Here is a 19,697-nt window from a genome sequence, read left to right on the forward strand (position 1 = left end):
ACGGAGCTACAACGACCACGCCCCGCGACGACGTTCCCGGCCGGGCGCCGCGAACCGGCGCCGCCAGGGGCGCGGGCGTTTCGGTGCGCGAGGTCAGCGGACGCGCCAGGCGCCCGTCCGGCGCGGTCCCGATGACGGCCCGACCACCTTCACGCGGCGGACGGTGCCGTGCCCCAGCTCCTCGTTCAGCCGCCTGACGAGGGTGGACGACAGCAACCGCAGCTGCGTCGCCCACGTGGTGGAGTCGGCCGCCACCGTCAGCTCGCCTCCCTCGAAGTGCTCGGGACGGGTGTGCTCGGCCAGCTCCGGACCGACGATCCCCGCCCAGTTGCCGAACACCCCGCCCACAGCCGCCCTCTGCTCCCACCCACGGGACGCGAGCAGTTCGCGGATCGCCGCACCGAACGCCTTGGGGTCGCCTCCCCTGCCCGGTTCGCGGACCCGGACGAGCTTGGACGACTTCCTCTTGCCCCCCTGGCCGGGGAGGGTCCCGCGCTTGAGCGCGTCCGCCTTCGCCTGGGCCAGAGCCTCGCGAGCCAGTTCGATTCCGGTCTTGGGGGGCGGACCGTCCGGAACGCCTCCTGCGTCCCGTCCGTCCGCCGTGGTCGCGGGATCCACCGCGCCGGGGGAGTTATGCACATCCTGTGGATCGTCATCCATCGTGCCTACTCCTCCCCAGGCTGTAGATCAGTCACGAACGACCTGGCCGTCCGCGACGGTATACGAGCCGCCCGTCAGTTCCACCGGGACGTCCGCGGGGACGGCCGCCGTGATGAGCACCTGCTCGGCCGGAGCGACCAGCTCCGCCAGGCGGCTGCGGCGGCCCGCGTCGAGCTCGGCGAACACGTCGTCCAGGATGAGGACGGGGTCGTCCCCGTCGGCGCGGAGCAGGTCGAACGCCGCCAGCCGCAGGCCCAGCGCGAACGACCACGACTCGCCGTGACTCGCGTAACCGCGGGCGGGCAGCTCCCCCAGCCGCAGGACGAGCTCGTCCCGGTGCGGGCCGACGAGGCTGACACCGCGTTCCAGCTCCTGCTTCCGATGCTCGGCCACGGCCTTCAACATCTGCTCGGCCAACTGTGCACGGTCTGTGGACAACTCGACGTCGCCCAAGGAGCTCTTGTAGGTGAGATCCACCGCGTCACTGGACGGCGCCAGCGACGCGTACGCGCGCGCGACGAGAGGACGGAGCGCGGCCACCAGATCCAGCCGGGCCGCCAGCAGCTCCGAGCCCGTGCGCGCCAGGTGCGAATCCCACACGTCCAGGGTCGCGAGCACCTCGGGCCCGGGGGAGCGCCGGTGCGCCGCCGCCGACTTCAGCAGGGCGTTGCGCTGCTTGAGGACGCGGTCGTAGTCCGCCCGCACCCCGGCGAAGCGCGGCGCCCGGATGGTCAGCAGCTCGTCCATGAACCGGCGCCGCTCCCCCGGGTCGCCCTTGACGAGCGCGAGGTCCTCGGGGGCGAACAGCACCGTCCGGAGCATCCCCAGGATCTCCCGGGGCCTGGGGACGGGGGAGCGGTTCAGCCGCGCCCGGTTCGCCTTCCCCGGGTTGATCTCCAGCTCGATCAGCGCCCGGCGGTCGTCCTTGACCACTCCGGCCCGGACGATCGCGCGCGGCGCGCCGTGGCGGACGAGCGGCGCGTCCGTCGAGGCCCTGTGGCTCCCCTGCGCGGCGACGTACCCGACCGCCTCGACCAGGTTCGTCTTGCCCTGCCCGTTGGGGCCCACGAACGCGGTGACGCCCCGTTCGAACGCGACCTCTGCGGTGGCGTAGGAACGGAAGTCCTGCAGCGAAAGGTGGGCGACGTGCACAGGACACGAGCGTAGAGCCTCCGGCAACCCCCGGCAGCCATCCACCTTGTGGACGGCTCCGGGGGCTCGCGGTGGCGCCTACGGGGACCTGTGGAGGGTCAGAGCTGCGGCGGGGTGACGTCGGCGCCGGGGGAGTCGGCGCCCTGGGCGGTCTCGACCCCGTGGCCGCCGAACTGGTTGCGGAGGGCGGCGACCACCTTCATGGCGGGGGAGTCGTCCTGCCGGGAGGAGAAGCGCGCGAACAGGGACGCGGTGATGGCGGGCAGGGGGACGCCGTGGTCGACGGCGGCCTGGACGGTCCAGCGGCCCTCGCCGGAGTCGTTGGCGTACCCGCGGATCCCCTCGAGCTCGGGATCGTCGGCGAGCGCGCGGTTCATCAGGTCCAGCAGCCAGGACCGGATGACCGTGCCCTCCTGCCAGCTGCGGAACGTCTCCGGCACGTTCGTCACGACGTCGCTGGCCTCGATCAGCTCGTAGCCCTCGCCGAAGGCCTGCATCATCGCGTACTCGATGCCGTTGTGGACCATCTTGACGAAGTGCCCGGCGCCGATCCGGCCGGAGTGGACGAAGCCGGACTCCCCCTCCGGCTTGAGCGTCTCGAAGATCGGCATCAGCCGCTCGACGTTCTCGTCGTCCCCGCCGACCATGAGGGCGTAGCCGTTCTGCAGACCCCACACGCCGCCGCTGACACCGCAGTCGACGAAGCCGATGCCCTTGGCGGCCAGTTCCTCGCCGTGCTTCTGGTCGTCCACATAGTGCGAGTTGCCGCCGTCGACGACGATGTCACCGGGCTGGAGGAGTTCCCCCAGCCTGTGGACGGTGTCGGCGGTGGGCTTGCCGGCGGGGACCATCACCCACACGGCACGGGGCGGGGACAGCCGCTCGATCAGCTCCTTCAACGATCCGACGTCGCTGATGCCGGGGTCACGGTCATAGCCGACGATCGTGTGGCCGCCGCGGCGCAGGCGCTCGGCCATGTTGCCGCCCATCTTGCCGAGGCCGATGATCCCAAGCTCCATTGCTCACTCTCCTGTGCGTAACCCGTCCGGAGGACCGCGGGGGCGGCTCCCCCGCGGCACGGTCGTCCCCTGGTATGCCCCAGGAGACGGCCTTACCCGGACAACCGCACCGGCATGATCAGATAACGGTAGTTGGGGTTCTCACCGTCCTGCGGCGGCTTCCCGGTGAGCACGGCGGGCTTGGTCGGGGTCGTGAAGGAGAGCCTGGCCACGTCCGAGCCGATCGCCGAGAGCCCGTCGAGCAGGAACTGGGGGTTGAAGGCGATGTCGATGTCCTCGCCCTCCAGCGTCGCCTCCAGCGCCTCGACGGCCTGGGCCTCGTCCCCGGTGCCCGCCTCCAGCACGACCTCGCCCTGGCTGAACGAGAGCCGTACGGGGGTGTTCCGCTCGGCGACCAGCGACACGCGCTTGACGGCCTCGATGAACGGCGAGGTCTGGATCTCGGCGAGGCCCGCGTACTCGCTCGGCAGCAGCGACCGGTACTTGACGAAGTCGCCGTCCAGGAGCCGCGACGTCGTGCGCCGGCCGCCCCCCTCGAAACCGATCATGCCCTCGCCGGTGCCGCCCGTCCCGCCGAGCGCGATGGACACCTCGGCCCCGGCGGTCAGCGACTTGGCGGTGTCGGCGAGCGTGCGCGCCGGGACGAGCGCCACGGCGGAGAAGTCGGGCCGCTCGGGCTTCCAGTGCAGCTCCCGGACGGCCAGCCGGTACCGGTCGGTGGACGCGAGGGTGACGGTCTCCCCCTCGATCTCCACCCGGACGCCGGTCAGCATCGGGATGGTGTCGTCCTTTCCGGCGGCGATCGCGACCTGCGCGACGGCGGCCGCGAACTCGTCACTGCCCACCGACCCGGCGGCCGGCGGCATCTCCGGCAGCGTGGGGTAGTCCTCCACAGGCATGGTGAGGAGTGTGAACTTCGCGCTCCCGCAGCGCAGCATCACCTTCGCGCCGTCGGTCGTCACCTCCACAGGGTGGGGAGGAAGGCTGCGCGAGATCTCGGCGAGGAGCCGGCCGGACACCAGCGCGGTGCCCGGCTCCTCCACGTCGATGTCGGTGGAGACCTGCGCGGAGACCTCGTAGTCGAACGCCGAGAGCTTCAGCCGGTCGCTCGCCTCGATGTGCATGCCCGCGAGGACCGGCACCGGGGGCCGGACCGGCAGCGTGCGCGCGGTCCAGGCCACGGCGTCGGCCAGGGCGTCTCTGTCGATGCGGAACTTCAAGGGGACCCGCCTCCTGCAGGTTTCGGACAAGGGTCAAGTGGAGAGATCGTCGTCGGCGCGCCCGGGGCAGGTTGTCCCCAGGCCCTGACTTGAGTTGGATCTTTTCTTGGATAGAGAAGTAGAGCAGTACTAGTCATAGGGGCGGTGGATAGTGTGGACATCCTGCATCGTCCCAGGTGAGAGTGCGAATCTCCGTCCACCGGCCCTGTGCATGACCCGTGGACGGCGCGACGCGGGCTGGGGACGGCGAATCCGTCCCCACACGTCATCCTCAAGTCATCCCCCGGTTGTCCACGAGTTGTCCGCAGGTTCTCCCGGCCCGGAGCGGCGTCCGGCGACAATGCCTGGTGATCGGCGCGCTCGTCCCCAGCCCGTCCCCAAGTAGTCCCCAGGCTGTCCACGAGTCCGTCCCCATGATGCCGGGTGGGCGTCCCCAGGCGGTCCACAATCCGTCCACGAGTCGTCCTCAGGTTGTCCGCAGGTTTTCCCCGGGCTATCCACCGGGATCCCCAGAGTTATCCCCAGCCTGTGAATTCCGATTTTCGGCTTTCTAGGTACTTCATCCCGACCGGGGACGGCCGTCGCCGGGCCCCGCGGCGGCCCACCGGAGGCCGGCGCGAGGCAGGCCCGGAACCCCTCGCGAACGGTCCCGTCAGCGCTTGCGGGCCTGGTGCTTGATCCGGCCCGTCAGCTCTGTGACCTGGTTGTAGATGGCGCGGCGCTCGGCCATCAGCGACCGGATCTTGCGCTCGGCGTGCATGACCGTCGTGTGGTCGCGACCCCCGAACTGCTGCCCGATCTTGGGGAGCGACAGCTCCGTCAGCTCCCTGCACAGGTACATCGCGATCTGCCGCGCGGTCACCAGCATCCGCGACCGCGACGGTCCACAGAGGTCCTCGATCGTCGTCCCGAAGTACTCCACAGTCTGAGCCATGATCATCGCGGCGGTGATCTCGGGCCCGGAGTCGTTGGGGATGAGGTCCTTCAGGACGATCTCCGCCAGCTTCATGTCGACCGACTGCCGGTTCAGGCTCGCGAACGCGGTCACCCGGATCAGCGCGCCCTCCAGCTCGCGGATGTTCGTCGCGATCTGGGACGCGATGAACTCCAGCACGTCCGGCGGCGCGGCCAGCCCCTCCTGCCGGGCCTTCTTCTGCAGGATCGCGATGCGCGTCTCCAGCTCGGGCGGCTGGACGTCGGTGGTCAGCCCCCACTCGAACCGGTTGCGCAGCCGGTCTTCCAACGTCACCAGCTCCTTGGGAGGACGGTCACTGGAGATCACGATCTGCTTGCTCGCGTTGTGCAGGGTGTTGAAGGTGTGGAAGAACTCCTCCTGCGTCTGCTCCTTGCCCTCCAGGAACTGGATGTCGTCGACGAGGAGGATGTCCACATCCCGGTAGCGGCGGCGGAAGCCGTCGGCCTTTCCGTCGCGGATCGAGTTGATGAAGTCGTTCGTGAACTCCTCGGAGCTCACATAGCGGACGCGGGCGCCATTGAAGAGGCTCTGCGCGTAATGGCCGATCGCGTGCAGAAGGTGCGTCTTGCCGAGGCCGGAGTCCCCGTAGATGAACAGCGGGTTGTACGCCTTGGCCGGCTGCTCGGCGACCGCGACGGCCGCGGCGTGTGCGAACCGGTTCGAGGAGCCGATGACGAACGTCTCGAACGTGTACTTGGGGTTGAGCCGGGCGTGCTCGGACGCGCCCGCCCCCTGGCCACCGGACGAACCCGCCCCGGATCCGCCCGCCCCGCCTCCAGGGCCTCCAGGAACGCCGGGCACGGCGCCGGGTCCGCCCCCCGGGCCAGGGCCGGGGCCCCTGGCGTCGGTGCCCTCCTCGTCTCGGAAGGACCCCTCGCCCCGGTACGGCTCCTCCCCGCGATACTGCTCGGCCCCTCCGTACTGCTGGTCCGCGCCAGAGAAGGGCGACTCCGAGCCCTTGAAGGGATCCTCGGCATGCCCGAGCGGGGCCTCCTTGCCGTGCTGCGCCTCCCGCCCCGGGGGCTCGGCGCGGCCGCCCGACCGCAGGGGGCCGAGCGTGCGGTCGTTCAGGTGGGACGGAGCGTGCGGCGGACGGCCCGCCGGCTCGCCGCCATAGCCCTCGAAGCCCTCAGGGCCTCCATAGCCCTCGGAGACGCCGTAGCCGTCTCCGCCGCCGTACCCCTCGCCGCCGGGCGCGTGGTGGCGTCCTCGTCCCGGATAGCCCTGGCCGCCGCGTCCGTCGAAGGGACCGCGTCCCGGCCCGGTCCCGTACGCGGGCGGGCGCGGCGCGGGCGGATAGGCGCCGCCGTGCTCGCCGTCCCGTTGCGGCCATCCACGATCGTCCTCGCCCTGTGGATAACTTCCGGGCATCCCGGGGTTGTGGGTAACTCCCGGCGGCGTCCGGTAGCCCTGCTCGTTGTAAGGCTGCTCGTTGTACGGCTGCTCGGCGTAGGGACGGTCGGAGCGGTCGTAGGGCTGCTCGCCGTACTGCTGGTCGCCGTAGGACCGGTCCCGTTCGCGCTCGTCGAGGGGGCGGTCACCATAGGAAGGTGCGGGATCGTGCAGGCCGGAGCCCGGTCCGAGCCCGCCGGGAAGCGGCGCCGGCAGGGGCTCCCCTGTGCCCGCGCGCGGGCCGCCGCCGCCCGGGCCGGGCCCGCCTCCCGCCCCCGCGGGCGGCTCGGGCTGGACGGTCACCGCGACGCGGATCTCCCTGCCCAGCTCGTGTGAGAGCGCCTGCGTGATCAGGTTGCGCAGCCGCGTCTCCAGGGCGTCCTTGGCGAACTCGTTCGGCGCGGCGAGGAGCGCGGTGCCCTCCACGAGGGCCAGCGGGCGGACCATGGGCAGCCATGCACGGTAGCTAGGAGACAGATCGCTCTCGGACAGCGCCGTGAGGGTGCGGGCCCAGACCGATCCGAGATCCTGACCGTCCATACGCAAGGTCCCCTCCCCACAACTCCGACGAGCGGAGTACCTGACTGCCCAGCCCTCCCACGGTGTGAAACCGGCCTCGTGGGGCACGGCCGCGACGCGGGAGCCTTACTCTCTCACGAGTTGTCCACAGAGTTGTCCACATGCTGTGCATGAGCATGGGGCGCCCTGTGTAAAAGTCCAGAGCGCAGACTCGGAGACGAGATCGGGGTGCCTACCGGACACTCGACGACGCCGATGCGGGGCCGGGAGTGAAGCGGAGGTGGTACGCAGGAGGTCTGAACGAGGGGTGGAGCGATTTCGAAGGAGAAGTGAACGCCGACGTCGAGTCGTCGAAGATGTCGAAGGGGAGCGTCGGCTCGCTCGCAAGACCTTAGTCCCCTCCCGCGTCCCCTCGCAACATGAACAACGCGTTACCAGGGAGATGCCGGCGCCTGGCGTTCTCTGCTCTCCACAGGCCCTCCACAAGCCGTCCACAGGTCCTCCGCGGGCCTCCGCCGAGATGCCCAGGGGCCTGCCGCGAAGCCCTCTTGGAGGGCCTCCTCCAGGGCTTCCGCTCACCCTCCGGAACGCGTCGCTCGTTTGACCGCACAGGCATCTAGCCCGTAACGTTCTGAGGTCGAGTCGCATCGATGGAGATGACGCGTGCCCGCCGGCCGCCCTTCCTGGGAAGCACGGGTGGGCCCCCGCTGCGGGGGACCAGACGCGGCCCTCGATGCGAGTTATCGCGCCTGAAGACGAACCGACCGCAGCACTGGAGCCTCTCGTGAGCAAGCGTACTTTCCAGCCGAACAACCGTCGCCGGCACAAGAAGCACGGCTTCCGGCTGCGCATGCGCACCCGCGCCGGGCGCGCCATCCTCTCGGGGCGGCGTGGCAAGGGCCGCGCCCGCATCGCGGTCTGACCGACCCCTTTCCATGCTGCCGTCCGGGCACCGGATGCGGCGGCGGGACGAGTTCACGCTGGCCGTCCGGCGCGGTCGCCGCGCCGGACGGCCGACTGTCGTCGTCCATCTGCTCCCCTCCGGCGCGACCGGCGAGGCCGCCGATCCGGCGGGGCCCCCGCTGGTCGGGTTCATCGTGGCGCGCACCGTCGGCAACGCCGTCGTCCGCAACTCGGTCCGGCGCCGTCTCCGGCACCTGATGCGCGCGCACCTGGACCGTCTCCCAGCGGGTAGCCTGCTCGTAGTGCGCGCCAACCCCGCAGCGGGAAAGGCGCGCCCTGACGAACTGGCCGCGGATCTGGAGTCGGCACTCGACCGGCTGCTGCGGCCCGCGTCCAAGGGGCGGAGATGACGAGTCGGCCGGGGGACCTTTTCCCCGCGCAGCACACGGCGGGGACCCCGGGTCCCGTCGCCGCGGTGCTGATCCTTCTCGTCCGCGCCTACCGCCGCTTCTTGAGTCCCCTGCTCGGGCAGCAGTGCCGCTTCCGGCCCACCTGCAGCGCGTACGGCCTGGAGGCGCTCCATGTCCACGGCGCGCTGCGCGGCACGTGGCTGACGGCCCGGCGGATCGGCCGGTGCCATCCCTTCCACTCCGGGGGTTACGACCCGGTGCCGCCGAAGAAGACGTCTGGGACGTCCTTCCCCGAGGGGCCTTCCCCTCAGGACCAAGCCCCGGCGGCTTCTTCGAACTCCGGCCGCGAGGAGAGCGGCCCCGCCCTAGCAGAGCCCAAGGAGCTGCCCGGTGCTTGATTGGCTGTACGAGATCGTCGCTCAGCTCATTGTGTGGATTCACGCAGCGCTGAGCACCGTCGTCCCGAAGAACAGTGGGTGGGCCTGGGGCGGCTCGATCATCCTTCTCACCGTCCTGCTGCGGCTGGCCCTGGTCCCCCTCTTCGTGAAGCAGATCCACGCTTCGCGGAAGATGCAGGAGCTCAACCCCAAGGTCCAGGCGCTGCGCAAGAAGTACAAGAACGACAAGCAGCGCCTCAACCAGGAGGTCATGAAGCTCTACCAGGAGAACGGCGCCAACCCGCTGTCGGGCTGCCTGCCGATCCTGGTGCAGATGCCGATCTTCATTGGCCTCTTCCAGACCCTCAAGCGCATCTCGGACGCCAAGCCGGGTCACGACGTCTTCGCGTTGAACTCGGATCTGGTCCAGAGCGCCCAGAAGGCGAACATCTTCGGCGCGCACATCCCGGACACCTTCCTCAACGCCTGGGGCGCCGACCCCAAGAGCTGGAGCGCGATCGTCGTCACGGGCATCGCCGTGGTGATCAGCTCGTGCACGACGTTCTTCACCGTCCGTTCCAGCATGAAGCGCCAGCCCGTCACCGACGACGCCAACCCGATGATGCAGGCGCAGAAGATGATGGTCTTCCTCGCGCCGCTGTTCGGCCTCTTCGGTCTCGGCTTCCCCTTGGGCGTCCTCATGTACTGGGTCACGTCCAACAGCTGGACGCTGGCCCAGCAGCACTACATCTACAAGCGGTACCCACCGCCCGGCACCAACGGCGACACGGGCGGCTCCGCCTCCGACGGCAAGGTGTCCACCACGAAGACGGGCGCCAAGGCGGGGACGAAGACCGCCGCCAAGGCCGGCGCGAAGAACGCCCAGACCTCGACCGGGATCAAGGCGAAGCTCAAGAAGGAGCCGGAGCCGGCACCCGAGCCGGAGGACACCAAGCCCAAGGTCGTCCGGAACCAGCCGACCCGTAAGTCGCGCAGCAAGCGCAGCGGCAGCCAGAAGCGCTAGTTTGAATCCCGAGTCCGTGCCGGAGAAGGAGACCCCGTTGAGCCAGACCGACACCACCGAGGTCGACGTCCAGGCGCTCGAGCAGGAAGGCGAGATCGCCGCCGACTACATCGAGGGCCTGCTGGACATCGGTGACTACGACGGCGACATCGACATGGACGTCGAGGGCGAGCGCGCGGTCGTCGCGGTCGTCGGCGGCGCCCTCGACGAGCTGGTCGGCAAGCGCGGGGAGGTCCTGGAGGCACTGCAGGAGCTGACCCGGCTCGCCGTGCACCGCCAGACCGGCAACCGCACCCGCCTCATGCTCGACATCGGCGGCTACCGGGAACGCCGCCGCGCCGAGCTGACCAAGCTCGGCACGGACCTCGCCGACGAGGTGAAGCAGGCCGGCGAGCCCAAGCCGCTCGCCCCGATGACCCCGTTCGAGCGCAAGATCGTGCACGACGCGGTGGCGGCCGCCGGGCTGCGCAGCGAGTCCGAGGGCGAGGAGCCCGACCGGTACGTGGTGGTCTATCCCGCCTGACCCGAACATAGGAGAACGGCCCCGGTGCATCCATGCCGGGGCCGTTCTCATTGGGGGCGGGGCCCCGCGCCCTGACCCGGCGCGGGGCCCCACCGGGCGCCCGGTGCGCACCGCCGCCCAAGACAGCGCACCGGGCAGGCCGGGGGGAAGGTACTAGCGGCGGCGTCGCGGGACGTCCGGCTCGGACATGATCGCGGGGCCGTTCTCCTCAGCGGGGTCCTGTGCGCGTGCGGGATCCTGCGCGACCGCCGGGTCCTGGGCGGCGTGGCCGTGCGTGACCCCCTGGTCGGCCGGATGCTCGACCACCCGTTCGATCCGCTCCACGGGACGACCCAGCGGCGGCGGGTCCTGGACGACGTGCTCCTCCCGCACGATCGTGCCGGGCTCGTCCCCGTAGGCCGGATCCGTGCCCGCCACCCTGCCGGCCCGCCGGCGGGGCCGGGTGTACCGCAGGGTGAAGCCCATGCTGATCAGGCCCACCAGGATCAGGATCCAGCCGACCAGGTGGATGTCGACCCCGCTGAGATCGACGCGCAGGGCGAAGGCGAGGATCGCGCCGATGGCGATGAACGCGAGACTGACTCCGATTCCCATGTGCCGAAGCTCCTTCCGGGGGCTGACGGGCGACACGCTCCTCCCTCTACCCGGCCGGCGGTGAATATTCGGGCGGTCAGACGGTCCTGACCCCGCGGACAGGGTCCGGACGTCCCCTGCGCTGGGACGTTGCGTGTGTACGCGGCCACATGTTTTTGTGGAACGATTCGTACGGTGGGCACTGCACGTGAGGTTTTCGGTGACGCGCTGCCGGTCGCGGAGCGCTACGCGGCGTTCCTCGCCGACGCCGGAGTGGAACGCGGGCTCATCGGTCCCCGCGAGGCCGACCGGCTCTGGGAACGGCACCTGATCAACTGCGCGGTGGTGGCCGAGGCGATCCCGGACGGCGCCCGGGTCGTCGACGTCGGCTCCGGCGCCGGACTGCCCGGGATCGTGCTCGCGATCGTCCGCCCCGACCTGCGGGTCACCCTCCTGGAGCCGCTGCTGCGGCGCACCACCTTCCTGGACGAGTGCGTCGCGCTGCTCGGCCTCCCGAACGTCGAGGTCCGCCGCGCCAGGGCCGAGGAGGTGGCCAAGGAGTTCGCCGTGGACGTCGTCACCGCGCGGGCCGTCGCCCCCCTCGACCGCCTCGCCCGCTGGGCGCTCCCCCTGCTGCGTCCGGGCGGCGAACTGCTGGCCCTGAAGGGCGAGCGCGCCGCCGTGGAACTGGCCGAGGCTCGTCCCGTTCTCGAACGTTTCGGGGTGCGGACCACCGAACTGCTCCAAGTCGGTCGCGGTATGGTCGATCCGCCGACGACGCTCGTCCGAGTGGTCGCCGACCGCGAGGTCGGCCGGAACGGGGCGGTCGGGCGACAACAACGCGCGCCCCGGCGCGCTAAAGGGTCGAGGAAGAGGTCTTCATGAGCACGGGACCAGGGCCGGGCCGGCCCGACCGCGCCGACGAATCCCCCGACGATCAGCCGTCCGACCCGGCCGCGCCGGCCCAGGACGACGCCGCCCGGGGGGAGGCGGCGCCAGACGCCGCGCCCTCCGGACACGCCATGTGGGGCAACACCACGTCCGGCACCGCGGAGAACGTCGGCTACGTGCCGACGAACGCCGGCGCACAACAGCCGCCGGCCCCGCGTAAGGGCACATCTCAGGGGGAGTCAGAACTCGTGCGCGAGGCGCTCAAGGACGCCAAGGTTTCACATGAAACAGCGGTCAACGCACTCAAGGTGATGGCGGGCCGCAGGGAGAAGGAATGGCCGCGGCCGGGACACTGCCGCATCATCACCATCGCGAACCAGAAGGGCGGCGTCGGCAAGACCACCAGCTCGGTGAACCTCGCCGCCTCGCTCGCGATGCACGGGGCCCAGGTGCTCGTCGTCGACCTCGACCCGCAGGGCAACGCCTCGACCGCGCTCGGCGTCGAACACCACGCCGAGATCCCGTCGATCTACGACGTGCTGATCGAGGACGTCGCGATGGAGGACATCGTCGTCCCGGCGCCCGAGATCCCCAACCTCTTCTGCGCCCCCGCGACGCTCAACCTCGCGGGCGCGGAGATCGAGCTGGTCTCCAAGGTGGCCCGCGAGTCCCGGCTGCGCCGCGCGCTCGACGCCTACGAGACCGACAAGTTCGACTACGTGCTGATCGACTGCCCCCCGTCGCTCGGCCTCCTCACCGTGAACGCCTTCGTCGGCGGCGACGAGCTGCTCATCCCGATCCAGTGCGAGTACTACGCCCTAGAGGGGCTCGGCCAGCTCATCCGGACCGTCGACCTCGTCAAGGCGCACCTCAACCCGAAGCTGAGCGTCTCCACGATCCTGCTCACGATGTACGACGCCCGCACCCGGCTGGCCGCGCAGGTGGCCGAGGACGTCCGCACCCACTTCGGCGACGTCGTCCTCAATACCGTCATCCCCCGCAGCGTCCGCGTGTCCGAGGCGCCGAGCTACGGCCAGTCCGTCATGACCTACGATCCCGGTTCCAGCGGTGCGCTGGCCTACAGTGAGGCGGCCTCCGAGATGGCGCACCGTGGAGCGGCCAAGTGAGCCAGCAGAGACGTGGCCTGGGCAAGGGACTCGGCGCGCTCATCCCCACCGCCCCGCCACCGCCTCCCCCGGAGGAACCGGGTGCCGCGGGCGGACCCGGCAACCTGGGCGGTCCGCACCGGCCCGGCGCGGACGGCGCCGCCTCCGCCCCCGACATCGCACCCGTGGCTGGGGCCCACTTCGCGGAACTGCCCGTCCGCTCCATCACGGTCAACCCGAGGCAGCCCCGGGAGCATTTCGACGAGCAGGCCCTGGAAGAGCTCGCCGAGTCGATCGGCATCGTCGGCCTCCTGCAGCCCATCGTCGTCCGCAGGGCCGACCTGCCCGACCACGACTATGAGCTGATCATGGGGGAGCGCCGCTGGCGCGCGTCCCAGCTGGCCGGGCTCGACGTCATCCCCGCGATCGTCCGCGACACCGGCGACAACGACCTGCTCCGTGACGCGCTCATGGAGAACCTCCACCGCCAGCAGCTCAACCCGCTGGAGGAGGCGGCCGCCTACCAGCAGCTCCTGCAGGACTTCGGCGCCACCCACGAGCAGCTCGCCACCCGCATCGGCAGGTCCCGCCCGCACATCACGAACACGCTGCGCCTGCTGAACCTGCCGCCCGCCGTCCAGCGCCGGGTCGCCGCGGGCGTCCTGTCCGCCGGCCACGCCCGCGCCCTGCTGTCCCTCGACAGCGTCGAGGCCCAGGAGCACCTGGCCCAGCGCATCGTCCAGGAGGGCCTGTCCGTCCGCGCCCTGGAGGAGCTCATCGCCCTCCGCGAGGTGGACGACAACGAGCCGAAGGCCCCCCGGCAGGGCCGCCGCAAGCTCCCCGTCGCGCCCGCCCTGAAGGAGCTGTCAGAGCGGCTCTCCGACCGCTACGACACCCGCGTCCGCGTCGACATGGGCCGCAACAAGGGCAAGATCGTCGTAGAGTTCGCCACCCTTGAGGACCTCGACCGCATCATCAAGTCCATGGCCCCCGACGACGAGCCCGCAACGGACTGACCCCCGCGCCCCGGACCCATGGTGGCTTCCGGGGCGCGTTCCACGGAACGCCTCCGGTCCCTGGAACCCCGCAGGACGCCCCCCCTGCGGACTCCCGTGTGGACGGCCCCACAGGCCGGACAGTGGCGAGCGCCGGCAGCTCAGGAACACGGGCCCCGGCGGCCCTCATCGTGCCCTGTGCGTCAGTCGTCGAGTTCCTGCCGCAGACGTTTGATCATCCGGTGGCCGCCGCCGGTCGCGGCGACCATCGCGACGAGCAGGCGTCCACCGGCGAAGCGCAGGCCGCCGCAGCCCGCGAAGCGGGTGCCGTCGCCTTCCGGGGTCGCCGCCATGCCGCCGATGACCAGGCGGCTCTGCATCAGGCACCAGCCGGGCTTCAGGACGACCTCGAAGTCGCCCCGATTGCCGAGGAGGCCGGCGGCCTTGGCCGTGAGCCGCTTCTCCGCCGGGTCGGGGGCGGCGGTGTCCCGGCCCACGACCCGGAATGAGCGGATGTCCGTGATCAGTGCGGGGATGCTCGTCTCGACGTCGTCGACGTAAGCCCAGACCCGTTCGTAAGGGATGCGCAGGTGCTCCTCGGTGTACATGACGCCGGGGATCGAGGCGGCGAGCACGCGCATGCGCCGGACCGGGTCCAGTTCGGCGACGGGCCAGGGGGCGGTCATGACGTCCATGCCTTTCGGAAGGTGCTCTTGGCACGGCTCAGCCGGGACTTCGCGGTGCCCGGCGAGATCGTGAGCAGGTCGGCCGCGGCCTTCTCGTCCAGACCCTCGATCTCGCGCAGGACGAGGATCGCGCGGTGTTCCGGTGACAGCCGGCCGAGAACGTCCCGGATGTCGGCCGCCAGTTCGGGGCTGCCGGCCGCCGGGACGTCGTCGAGTTCGGCGGGGATCTGGTGCTGGTTCCGGCGTGCGACGCGGACGGCCTCGCGCACCGCCGTCGTCCGCACCCAGCCATAGAGGGCACCGGGATCGCGGACGTTGCGCAGGCCCTGGAACACCGCGAGCAGTGCCTCCTGCGCCGCGTCCGCCGAGTCCTGGAGCGCGATCGGGCCACAGAGCCTGGCGACGTACGGAGTCAGGAGATCCAGGAGGTCGTTCATCGCCACCGCGTCGCCGCGCTGCGCCCTGCGGACGAGGTCGGCGGCGATGGCGAAGCGGTCGGGAGGGCGCGGTGCCGCCTCGCCGGTTTCCGCCACCTGTCCCATCCTCCCGTCCGTCGTGATGACCTGCACGAGAGTATTCAGGACGCGGTGACCTCTCCCTTGGCGGCGCTGAACGCCGGGGTCGCGCCCTGGGAGAAGAAGATCCGTGCCTCGGCCGAGACGGCTTCCGGTCGCTCCTCGGGCAGCAGATGCCCGCCTCCTTCGATCACCATGACCCGCAGGTCGTCGGCATGGCTCGTCCCGTCGCCGACGACGTCCGGCGGGACGACGAGGTCGCGTTCCCCAGCGAGGATCAGGGTCGGGACCGTCAGCCGTGCCCGGCGGTACCGGCCACGAGGGTGCCGCAGGATCTCGTGCAGGACGTACTGGAAGTGGAACTGTTCCCCGGCCCGCGCCCGAGCCGGATCGCGGAAGACGTCGGCGTAGACGTCCAGGTCCTCGCGGTCCCACAGGGCGGCGTCGACGGCCCAGTGCCGAAGCAGGAACCTGACGAACCGCCGCCCGCGCAGGACGAGCCGTCCGATCGGCGGATACTCCAGTGGCGCCGTGTGCCACATCCGCCACAGATTCGGCAGGAGCTTGAGCGGCTCCGGCCACGGATGCGCCATGTTCACGGCGACGAACCGGCTGACGCGTTCCGGCGACTCGATGGCGAGGATGAAACCGATCCACGCGCCCCAGTCGTGGCCGATCACGCGCACACGGCCGAGATCCAGCGCGTCGAGCAGCGCGATCACGTCGCGTGTGAGGGCGCCGCCGGTGTACCCGTCGCGGGGGGCGTCCGACCAGCCGAATCCGCGCAGGTCGACGGCGATGACCCGGTGGTCTGTAGACAGCTGCGGGATCACGTGCCGCCATGCGTACCAATGCTGCGGAAAGCCGTGCAGCAGCAGGACCGGCTCACCGTCGCGCGGTCCCGCCTCCGCGACATGGAGCCGGACGCCGCGGTGCGGGAGATCGACGAGACGGTGGCCGACGCCTGGGACGTTGGGCATGTCGGGCGTGGTGGTCACGGTCATGGGATCCTCCGGAGCAGGAGTAGGTGGTGTCGCCTGGAGAAGAGGAAGCCGGGGGGCCATCGGTTCCATGCGAACTTCGCGATTTCTCACCGGCGTGTGAGGGCCGCCCACTCAGCGACCCGCCGGCCCACCCGCCGGTGGCCGCGTGACCAGTCCGCGCGGATGCGAGCCTGCGCCACCTGCTGTGCCAACTGGAATGGGAAGTCCCGTTCCGCGGTGTGGTCGCGCGCCGGCCGCCCGGGTTCGCCGACCGAGATGCGATGACGCCGGACGTGCACGGGTCGTGCGCGTCACCGCAGGCACCGACCTCGGCGCTCCGGTGACCGCCGAACAGCACGGCGGGTGATCACAGGGTGGTGTGCTGAGGCTGCCACCGGCGCCCTCAGATCCTTCCCGCGAAGACGGCCGGTTCGAGATCGGATCTCGAACCGGCCGTCGTTGGTACTGCTGGGTCCTGCTATTCGGTGACGGGGCTGCCGGGCAGGCAGCGGGCCGGGATCGGGTCGACGTCGCAGCCGGTCAGGATGCGGACGATCTGCGGGTCGTGGTCGCTGTCCTGATCGGCGAACTCGCTGTTGATGTGGACGATGCCGTAGGAGTAGCCCTTGATCGACGGGCTGAGCAGGATGTGGTCGAGGACCTGGCTGTTGCCGTCGAAGATGTAGCTGTAGCGCTGGTCCTCGGGCAGGGAGTTGACCAGGGGGTTGAGCACGGTGCCGTTGCCGGTGAGGGTCTGGAGGGCCGGGCTGTGAACTGGTAGTCGTTCAGGTCGCCCAGGACGACGACACGGGCCCGGCCGGCGCTCTGGGTGGCGAGGTCCTTCACGAACGCGTTGACCTCGGTGGCCTGCTTGACGCGCTGGACCTCGGAGCCGCGGGCCGGGGGCTGGACGGCCGCCGACAGCGGGTAGTCGCCGCCCTTGGAGTTGAAGTGGTTGGCGACCACGAACAACTGCTTGTTGCCATCGAAGAGGAACTCACCGACGAGCGGCTTGCGGCTGGTGTTCCAGGCGTCGCTGGCCGGGTTGATGCGGCCGGGCGAGACCGACAGCGAGATCTGGTTGCTGGTCGGACGCTGGCGCACGACGGTCACCGCGGTGTTGGCGTCGCCGCCCGCACGGTCGACGAACGTGGTCCGGGCCGGGTTGAACAGGAACACCGTGCGGATGTTGCCGCCGGGCGCGCCGCCGTCGGCCCCGTCGTTCGGGTTGATGGAGCGCCATTGGTAGGCGGGGCCGCCCGCGGCCTGGATCGCCGCGGTGAACTTCGCGATGGTCTCATCGGCCGCGACGACACCGTCGTTGACGGTGCCGTTGTTGTCCTGGATCTCCTCCAGGGTGAGGATGTCGGGCGAGCGCAGGTTGGTGACGACCGCCTGGGCGAGCCGGTCGAACTTCGACTGCGGGTTGGTGGCCGCGAGGTTCTCGACGTTGTAGGTGGCGATCGACAGGTCGCCGGCCTTCTTCGGCGGCGCCACCTGCTGGCGCTTGAGGACCTTGGTGCTCAGCTCGCCGAGGTCGGTCGCCTGGATGACGTAACCGCCGAAGGACTGGTAGTCGAGCGGGCCCGCGCTGCCGGCCTTGAGGGTGTCGCCGACGTTGGCCTTGGGCGCGCCGTTCAGGCCGACGAGCATGAGACGGCCGCTGTTCGGGTCGTCGTAGGACTTGTAGACCGTGCCGCCGCGCGGGGTCGGGTTCTGGTTCGGCTTGGTCTGCACCCACAGCTCGTTGAACTCGTTGACCGGGCTCACCAGGCGGGTGTCCTCGGCCAGGGTGACCCGCATGCCCTCATGGATCTCGTACCAGTCCAGGACGTACGAGCTGGGCTCGACGGGCTGGGCCTCTAGGGCGCCCTGCTTGGTGTAGGCGTCCGGGAGCGCGACCGGTACCGCCGCCGGCAGCGCGTTGCCGCTGCTCAGCTTGGTGGTGTTGATCGCGCCGCCGAGCTCGGTGAGCGACTGCGCGCCGGCGGCCGGACGGTACTCGGTGACCCGGCCGGTGGCCAGCACCGAGTCGCCGACGGCGACGGCCGGGGTGGTGGAGCCGGTGAAGACGAACAGACCCTCGGAGGATTTCGGGTCGGCGTCGGCCGTGGGGTCCTGGAACCAGTAGCCGCGCGAGTTGCCCGTCGTGCGGACGGCCGTGACGATGCCCGGGACGTTGGTGACGCTCTGCCCGACGATCGGGGAGATGCGACCGGGGCCCTGGATGTCGTGGATGCGCACGGATCCGGGCGTCGGGTCGCCCCCGCCCGGGGTGTCGTCGGCCTTGACGGTGGTGCCCGCGGTGTTGGTGGCCTTCGGTACGCCCGAGGTGAAGTCGACCGAGTTGTTGTCGGTGTCGGCGAGCGAGCCGCTGCGGGCGGCGGCCGTGGTGTTGGTGAGCCCCGGCGCCGCGAGCGTCTCGACGTTGGCGGTCGCGCCGTACCCGACCAGGTCCTTGACGTTGGGGGCGGTCGCGCAGCTGATGCCACAGCCGACCAGCGGAACCTGGGCGGTGACCAGCGCGACGACCCCGGAGGTCGCCGACATCGGAATGCTGCCGGAGGCGTCGGGGGTCGGCAGGTCGATCGTGCCCGCGGCCCCCGGCGCCTGCCGAACGAGGTAGCGGCCATGCGCCGGGATGGTGCCGGAGAGGTTGGTCATCTGGAAGACGGCACCGGCCGCCGACGCGTACTGGACGCTCCAGCCGGTGACGTCGATCGGCGCGTCCGTGCGGTTGGCCAGCTCGATGAAGTCGTTCTTGATGGTCGCGCCGGAGTTGCCCCCGCCGCCGTAGACGGCGGAGATGACGACGTCGGACGACAGTGCCGCCGCGGTTCCCGGCACTGCGGTCATCGTCGCCGCCACCACGAACGGCAAGCACGCCGCCGCCGTGATCGAGCGACGCGTTCTGGGTGATGCCACTGGTTGTGCTCCTGAGGTGTAGGGGTCCCCAGGAGCATGGTCCTGTGCTGACCTTGAGGGATTCGCACTAACTAAAAACATTAATACAACTTTTTCCTAATTCGTCCCTTTTTGATCATGTCAATGGTGCAAACAAGACATAGAGGACATATGTGTCCGGCAATGCCCGCTTGATCACGATCGTCCGGCCCGTCTCACCCTCACTGGGCCGCACCCCCACCACCACCCCGCACTTGGGACCTCAGTGAGCCGGTGAAAGCGCCGGGCATATGGGACGAGGTGACCAGGCTGGCGCCGTCGCGTATGGAGCCCAGTGCGGCAGCCCGTCGTTCGATGGGGTGACTTCACTGCTGAGCGCCGGCACGTGATGGCGGCCGAGTTGCCGTACGCCGACGCACGGTGTCCGGTCGCCTTGGCGATGTCGGACGTGCCGTGCGGTATCAGCAGCCCTCGGGCGCCTTCTCGTCCGCCAGCGCGACGTTCTGGCGAGCGCGGTGCCGAGCGAGAACCCACGTACACCAACCCTCCGTCGCCGGTCAGCGGTGTCGCTGCCGCGACAGCGCGCTGGTCGGCCGGGCGTATCGGGTGATCTCGTCCTTGAGCGCGAGGCCCTCCTCGGCGGTGCCGACGATACGACCGCCCTACGGATCTGGGGCGTGGAGCTCGTGGCCCGCCGTTGGCGACCAGGGCGAAGCGGTGACGGTGTGGTCGGCCGGTCCGGAAAAGCCTGGATTGCTTGAGTCGATGAGCATGCATCGCGACCACCGCGCCCACGGCCCCGGCACGCGTCTACCCCCGAGCTCTAATGTCGGCGGTGCTGTCGCCACCGACAAGGCAGCAGACTTCCA

Annotated in this window: 18 protein-coding genes; 8 read left to right on the top strand and 10 right to left on the bottom strand. The window is 70.5% G+C overall.

Annotated elements, in window-relative coordinates; all coding sequences use genetic code 11:
* Window positions 1-93: 93 nt before the first annotated feature.
* From E1291_RS05435 to dnaA, 5 genes are all read right to left on the bottom strand, one after another.
* Window positions 94-660, bottom strand: a complete 567-nt coding sequence (locus E1291_RS05435; RefSeq protein ID WP_131736491.1) for a DciA family protein — start codon at window positions 658-660, stop codon at window positions 94-96.
* Between the two features lie 27 nt (window positions 661-687).
* The gene (gene recF / locus E1291_RS05440) at window positions 688-1,812 is read right to left on the bottom strand and encodes a DNA replication/repair protein RecF (protein ID WP_131736493.1); all 1,125 of its coding nucleotides are present in this window, start codon (window positions 1,810-1,812) and stop codon (window positions 688-690) included.
* A 98-nt stretch (window positions 1,813-1,910) separates the two neighbouring features.
* Window positions 1,911-2,831 (bottom strand): phosphogluconate dehydrogenase (NAD(+)-dependent, decarboxylating), encoded by a 921-nt coding sequence (gnd, locus tag E1291_RS05445; protein ID WP_131736495.1) that lies wholly within the window; start codon window positions 2,829-2,831, stop codon window positions 1,911-1,913.
* A 92-nt stretch (window positions 2,832-2,923) separates the two neighbouring features.
* Window positions 2,924-4,051, bottom strand: coding sequence for a DNA polymerase III subunit beta (gene dnaN, locus E1291_RS05450; protein WP_131736506.1), 1,128 nt, complete (start codon window positions 4,049-4,051; stop codon window positions 2,924-2,926).
* A gap of 652 nt (window positions 4,052-4,703) precedes the next feature.
* Entirely contained in the window at window positions 4,704-6,959 is a 2,256-nt protein-coding gene (gene dnaA, locus E1291_RS05455; RefSeq protein ID WP_131736508.1) for a chromosomal replication initiator protein DnaA, read from the bottom strand.
* Window positions 6,960-7,722: 763 nt separating this feature from the next.
* Here dnaA and rpmH point away from each other — a divergent pair.
* The 5 genes from rpmH to E1291_RS05480 are packed head-to-tail and all read left to right on the top strand — an operon-like array spanning window position 7,723 to window position 10,175.
* On the top strand, window positions 7,723-7,860 hold the full coding sequence (rpmH, locus tag E1291_RS05460) for a 50S ribosomal protein L34 (protein ID WP_131736510.1): 138 nt from the start codon (window positions 7,723-7,725) through the stop codon (window positions 7,858-7,860).
* 13 nt (window positions 7,861-7,873) lie between these two features.
* A complete protein-coding gene (gene rnpA, locus E1291_RS05465) occupies window positions 7,874-8,251 on the top strand; it encodes a ribonuclease P protein component (RefSeq protein WP_131736512.1) in 378 nt (125 codons plus the stop codon).
* A complete protein-coding gene (gene yidD / locus E1291_RS05470) occupies window positions 8,248-8,649 on the top strand; it encodes a membrane protein insertion efficiency factor YidD (protein ID WP_131736514.1) in 402 nt (133 codons plus the stop codon). Before rnpA ends, yidD begins: the two co-directional genes overlap by 4 nt.
* Complete coding sequence (yidC, locus tag E1291_RS05475; protein WP_131736517.1) at window positions 8,642-9,652, top strand: membrane protein insertase YidC; 1,011 nt, start codon at window positions 8,642-8,644, stop codon at window positions 9,650-9,652. The genes yidD and yidC overlap by 8 nt, the downstream gene beginning before the upstream one ends.
* Window positions 9,653-9,689: 37 nt before the next feature.
* Window positions 9,690-10,175 carry a Jag family protein gene (locus E1291_RS05480; RefSeq protein WP_131736520.1) on the top strand — a complete coding sequence of 162 codons (486 nt, stop codon included), beginning with the start codon at window positions 9,690-9,692 and terminating at the stop codon, window positions 10,173-10,175.
* Window positions 10,176-10,328: 153 nt separating this feature from the next.
* Here the strand turns inward: E1291_RS05480 and E1291_RS43115 are convergent, their stop codons facing one another.
* Entirely contained in the window at window positions 10,329-10,769 is a 441-nt protein-coding gene (locus tag E1291_RS43115; RefSeq protein ID WP_207400570.1) for a DUF6458 family protein, read from the bottom strand.
* A 174-nt stretch (window positions 10,770-10,943) separates the two neighbouring features.
* Here E1291_RS43115 and rsmG point away from each other — a divergent pair, with 174 nt between their 5' ends.
* From rsmG to E1291_RS05500, 3 genes are all read left to right on the top strand, one after another.
* Window positions 10,944-11,633 (top strand): 16S rRNA (guanine(527)-N(7))-methyltransferase RsmG, encoded by a 690-nt coding sequence (gene rsmG / locus E1291_RS05490; RefSeq protein ID WP_131736522.1) that lies wholly within the window; start codon window positions 10,944-10,946, stop codon window positions 11,631-11,633.
* A 317-nt stretch (window positions 11,634-11,950) separates the two neighbouring features.
* A complete protein-coding gene (locus tag E1291_RS05495) occupies window positions 11,951-12,766 on the top strand; it encodes a ParA family protein (protein ID WP_131736557.1) in 816 nt (271 codons plus the stop codon).
* Entirely contained in the window at window positions 12,763-13,761 is a 999-nt protein-coding gene (locus tag E1291_RS05500) for a ParB/RepB/Spo0J family partition protein (RefSeq protein WP_131736524.1), read from the top strand. Before E1291_RS05495 ends, E1291_RS05500 begins: the two co-directional genes overlap by 4 nt.
* A 182-nt stretch (window positions 13,762-13,943) precedes the next feature.
* Here E1291_RS05500 and E1291_RS05505 read toward each other — a convergent pair whose 3' ends face one another.
* From E1291_RS05505 to E1291_RS05520, 4 genes are all read right to left on the bottom strand, one after another.
* Complete coding sequence (locus E1291_RS05505; RefSeq protein ID WP_131736526.1) at window positions 13,944-14,435, bottom strand: hypothetical protein; 492 nt, start codon at window positions 14,433-14,435, stop codon at window positions 13,944-13,946.
* A complete protein-coding gene (locus E1291_RS05510) occupies window positions 14,423-14,959 on the bottom strand; it encodes an RNA polymerase sigma factor (RefSeq protein ID WP_207400571.1) in 537 nt (178 codons plus the stop codon). The genes E1291_RS05505 and E1291_RS05510 overlap by 13 nt, the downstream gene beginning before the upstream one ends.
* A gap of 44 nt (window positions 14,960-15,003) precedes the next feature.
* On the bottom strand, window positions 15,004-15,945 hold the full coding sequence (locus E1291_RS05515; RefSeq protein ID WP_165494971.1) for an alpha/beta fold hydrolase: 942 nt from the start codon (window positions 15,943-15,945) through the stop codon (window positions 15,004-15,006).
* A gap of 519 nt (window positions 15,946-16,464) precedes the next feature.
* Entirely contained in the window at window positions 16,465-18,780 is a 2,316-nt protein-coding gene (locus E1291_RS05520) for a DUF8508 domain-containing protein (protein ID WP_207400572.1), read from the bottom strand.
* Between the last annotated feature and the right edge of the window lie 917 nt (window positions 18,781-19,697).

The sequence above is a fragment of the Actinomadura roseirufa genome (assembly GCF_900659635.1).
GTDB lineage: Bacteria > Actinomycetota > Actinomycetes > Streptosporangiales > Streptosporangiaceae > Spirillospora > Spirillospora roseirufa.